Genomic DNA, 4,430 nt, shown 5'->3' with positions numbered 1-4,430 from the left:
TGTGCCAGCAACCGCGCGGCCTGGTTCGCCAGCGCCTCGGCCGAACGGGCCGACAGCACCCACGGCGCCGGCGTGTCGTCGCCCGTCACCGCGGGGCTGTTCGAATCCGACGGCGGCTGTTCGAGAATGACGTGCGCATTGGTGCCGCTGATCCCGAACGACGACACCCCGGCGCGACGCGGCCGGCCCACGTCCGGCCAGGGCCGCGGGTCCGTCAACAGCGACACCGCCCCTGCCGACCAATCCACATGCGGCGTCGGCACATCCACGTGCAGCGTCTTGGGCATCACGCCATGGCGCATCGCCTGCACCATCTTGATCACCCCGCCGGTGCCCGCGGCCGCCGACGTATGGCCCATGTTGGACTTGATCGACCCGAGCCACAGCGGTTGATCCGCCGGCCGATCCTGCCCGTAGGTCGCCAAAAGCGCCTGGGCTTCAATCGGATCCCCCAGCGTGGTGCCCGTCCCGTGCCCCTCCACCAGGTCGACGTCGGCCGCGTTCAGTCGCGCGTTGGCCAGCGCGGCCCGGATCACCCGCTGCTGCGACGGCCCGTTAGGCGTCGCCAGTCCGTTGGAGGCGCCGTCCTGATTCACCGCGGAACCGCGCACCACGGCCAGCACCGGATGCCCCAATCGCCGTGCGTCGGAGAGCCTTTCCAGCACCAGCACGCCTACGCCCTCGGAAAAACCGGTGCCGTCGGCGGCGCCCGCGTACGCCTTGCACCGACCGTCGGCGGCCAGTGCTCGCTGCCGGCTGAATTCGATGAACATCGACGGTGTGGCCATCACCGTCACACCACCGGCCAGCGCCAGGTCGCACTCACCGGACCGCAACGACTGCGCCGCAAGATGAATCGCCACCAACGACGAAGAACAGGCCGTATCGACCGAGACGGCAGGGCCTTCTAGCCCCAGCGAGTAGGCCACCCGGCCCGAGGCCACACTCAGCGTCGAACCGCGCAGTCCGTAGCGCTCCAGGTTGCCCGGCACCCGGCCCTGGCCGCCGTACGAGCCGTGGAAAATCCCGGCGAACACACCCGTGGCCGAACCGCGCAGGGCGACAGGGTCAATTCCGGCCCGCTCCAAAGCCTCCCAGGACACTTCCAGCAGCAGGCGCTGCTGTGGATCCATCGCCAGCACCTCGCTGGGGGCGATACCGAAAAACGCGGCATCGAAGTGGGCCGCCTCCGCGAGGAATCCGCCGCACCGGGCGTACGACTTCCCCACCGCGTCGGGGTCGTCGTCGAACAGTCCCGCCAGGTTCCAGCCGCGGTCCACCGGAAAGGCCGAGACCACATCCCGGCCCTCGATCACCATCTGCCACAGGGCTTCCGGGGAGTCGATGCCACCCGGATACCGGCAACCCATGCCCACCACGGCCACGGGCTCGGTCGTCCCCTCCGCGATTTGGGCGAGGTACTCGTGTGTCTCGCGCTTGAGCCGCTCGTTCTCTTTCAGGGCGTGGCGAAGGGCCTTGACGAGCTCTTCCTGATTGCCGCTCATCCGCGCGCGGCGTTCGTGACGCTCACAGCGAAACCTCCGCAGCGTTCTTGCGAAAGCGCTTGCAGGCGAAGTATTTCGAGGAGTCGAGGGGCCAAAAAACTATGCCTTTACTTATACGAAAGGGTATGCGCGGACACCCATCAGTGCCAACGCAACAACACGAGTTCGGAACAAAATCCCGGCCCCATCGCGAGCATCAGGCCGGGGCTTCCACTGGGCGGCGGCTTGGCGATGGTGTCGCGCAAGACATGCAGGACCGAAGCCGACGACAGGTTGCCGATCTCTCCGAGCGATCGCCAAGTCAATTCCAGGGCCTCCGGCGGCAGGCTCAAGGCCGCGTTGATCGCCTCGATGACCTTAGGGCCACCGGGGTGGCTGACGAAGGCGCCGATGTCGTCGGCCGTCAGGCCGTGCGCGCCCAGGAACGTCGTGACGTCGTCTTCGATGTACTGCTCGACGACGGCGGCCACGTCCTTCGACAGCACAAGCTCGAACCCGGTGGCGCCGACGTCGTAACCCATGGTCCGCAGCGAGTCCGGGTAGAGGTGGCTGCGCGAATCGATGACGTCGGGCCCGGCGGCGGCCATCCCCTCGGCGCGGCGTTCGCCGACGCCCACCACCGCGGCGGCTCCGTCGGCGAACAAGGCGCTGCCCACCAGACCGGCCAGCGACGGCTTGTATCCGGGGTACGTGAGCGAGCAGAGCTCAACCGACACCAGCGCCGCGGCGGCATCCGGCGCGCCACGCAGGTAGTCGTTGACGCGGGCCACGCCCGCCGCCCCGGCGACGCAACCCAGGCCGAATAGCGGCACCCGCCGCACGTCGTCGCGCAGCCCGAGTCGCGCGGCGATCCGGGCGTCGATCGACGGGATCGCCAAACCGGTCACGGTCGTTGTGATCAGCACGTCGAGGTCCTGTGGTTGCAGGCCCGCCTCGTCCAGGGCGCCCGACAGCGCCTCACAGCCCAGGTTCACGGCGTTCTCGATGAAGACGCGGTTCGCGATGCCGAAGTCGGTCAGGGTCGGATACTGCTCCAGCGGCAGTACCAGGTGACGGCTGTTGACCTTGGCGCTGGCGTGCAGCTGCCGAACGATGTCTTCGTAGCCCTCGAACTCCGGGATGCTGATGAAGAAGTCGGTGAGCTCCGACTGGGAATAGCGATGCGGCGGCAGTGCACCGAATACGCCGGCGATGACGCTCATTGCTCCCACCCCTTGGTCACGAAAGTCCGACGTGAGACGTTCATGCGGATCCAAGTGCGAAAGTCTAGTCTGCCGGGGTTTACCTGGCAGGGAAACTGCTGCCGTCTCATTTGCTGGCGCGCAGCCGGTTCCTGAGCTGTTCGGCGTTTGCGAGGACGGCTTCGAGCTGCTCGGCCACCCGGCCCGGCGCGGTACCGCCGCGGGCATCGCGCGACGCCACCGAACCCTCGATCGTCAGCACCTCACGAACTTGCGAGGTCAGCTCCGGGCTAATGGCGGCCAACTCGTCATCGGTCAGCTCGTCGAGTCCCACGGCGCGCTGCTCGGCGGCCCGGACCGCGGCGCCGGCGGCCTCGTGCGCGGATCGGAAAGGCACGCCCTGGCGCACCAGCCATTCGGCGATGTCGGTTGCCAGCGTGTACCCGGCCGGGGCCAGCGCCGCCATCCGCTCGACGTCGAAGGTCAGGCTGGCCACCAGGCCCGCCATCGCCGGCAGCACGAGCTCGAGCTGGGCCACCGAGTCGAAGACCGGCTCCTTGTCCTCCTGCAGGTCGCGGTTGTAGGCGAGCGGCTGGGCCTTCAGGGTCGCGAGCAACCCGGACAGGTTTCCGATCAGCCGCCCCGACTTACCGCGCGCAAGCTCGGCGACGTCGGGGTTCTTTTTCTGCGGCATGATCGAGCTGCCGGTGGACCACGAATCGTGCAGCGTGACGTACCCGAATTCCGTCGAGCTCCAGATGATGATGTCCTCGGCCAGCCGCGACAGGTCGACGCCGATCATCGCGAACACGAACGCCGCCTCGGCGGCGAAATCGCGGGCCGCGGTCGCGTCGATGGAGTTGTCGGCGGCGGCCGCAAAACCCAGGTCCGCGGCGATCGCGTCCGGGTCCAGGCCGAGCGACGATCCGGCCAGGGCCCCCGAGCCGTACGGGGACACCGCTGCGCGCTTGTCGAAGTCGACGATGCGGTCGACATCGCGCAGCAGAGGTTGGGCGTGCGCCAGCAGGTGATGGGCCAGCAGCACCGGCTGGGCGGACTGCATGTGGGTTTTGCCGGGCATGACGGCGGTCGGGTGTGCGCCGGCCTGCGCGGCCAGGGCGGCGACGACGTCGAGCGCACCGCGCGCGACCCGCCGCACCGCGTCGCGCAGCCACATCCGGAACAGGGTGGCCACCTGGTCGTTGCGGGACCGTCCGGCGCGCAGCCGCCCACCCAGGTCCGGCCCGACCCGGTCGATCAGACCGCGCTCCAGGGCGGCATGCACGTCCTCGTCGGTGACCAGCGGCGAAAAGCTGCCGTCGGCCACATCCTCGGCGAGGCTGTCCAGCCCGGCCAGCAGCCCGTCCCGCTGCTCCTCGGTGAGCAGCCCGGCGCGGAAGAGCACGACGGTGTGGGCCCGCGAAGCCACGATGTCGTAGGGCGCCAGCACCCAGTCGAAGTGGGTGGACTTGCTCAGCGCGGCAAGCGCGTCGGACGGGCCGTCGGCGAACCGCCCGCCCCACAGCGATCCCTCGCGGGTGCTCACGGCTGGGCTTGGCCCTGCTCCGAGCCTGTTTCGAAGGCCAGGTCCCGACGTGCGGCCAGCTTCGACGACAACCCGTGCACGTAGACGAAGCCCTTGGCCTTGGACTGGTCGAAGGTGTCGCCCTCGTCGTAGGTGGCCAGGTTGAAGTCGTACAGCGACTCGGCGCTGCGGCGGCCGTTCACCGCGATGTGCCCGCCG

3 protein-coding genes and 1 pseudogene are annotated in these 4,430 nt (G+C 69.0%); all 4 read right to left on the bottom strand.

Annotation, left to right across the window (positions count from 1 at the left end):
• Positions 1–1,505: beta-ketoacyl synthase N-terminal-like domain-containing protein (locus tag JOZ00_RS14400; protein ID WP_293344627.1), on the bottom strand; the 1,505-nt coding region annotated here is incomplete at its 3' end.
• A gap of 140 nt (positions 1,506–1,645) precedes the next feature.
• Positions 1,646–2,707: a type III polyketide synthase gene (locus tag JOZ00_RS14395; protein ID WP_293344626.1), complete on the bottom strand. Its 1,062-nt coding sequence runs from the start codon at positions 2,705–2,707 to the stop codon at positions 1,646–1,648.
• A gap of 106 nt (positions 2,708–2,813) precedes the next feature.
• Positions 2,814–4,232, bottom strand: a complete 1,419-nt coding sequence (gene argH / locus JOZ00_RS14390) for an argininosuccinate lyase (protein WP_293344625.1) — start codon at positions 4,230–4,232, stop codon at positions 2,814–2,816.
• Positions 4,229–4,430 (bottom strand): annotated as a pseudogene (locus JOZ00_RS14385) (argininosuccinate synthase domain-containing protein); the annotation flags it as partial. The gene argH and the pseudogene JOZ00_RS14385, both read right to left, overlap by 4 nt.

Source organism: Mycobacterium sp., from assembly GCF_019243155.1.
In the GTDB taxonomy this organism is placed as follows: Bacteria; Actinomycetota; Actinomycetes; order Mycobacteriales; family Mycobacteriaceae; genus Mycobacterium.
This window is presented reverse-complemented; position numbering and strand designations above follow the sequence as displayed.

Excerpts from the sequence above, each read along its gene's own strand:
- JOZ00_RS14395 (WP_293344626.1), bottom strand. The coding sequence starts at position 2,707 with ATGAGCGTCATCGCCGGCGTATTCGGTGCACTGCCGCCGCATCGCTAT.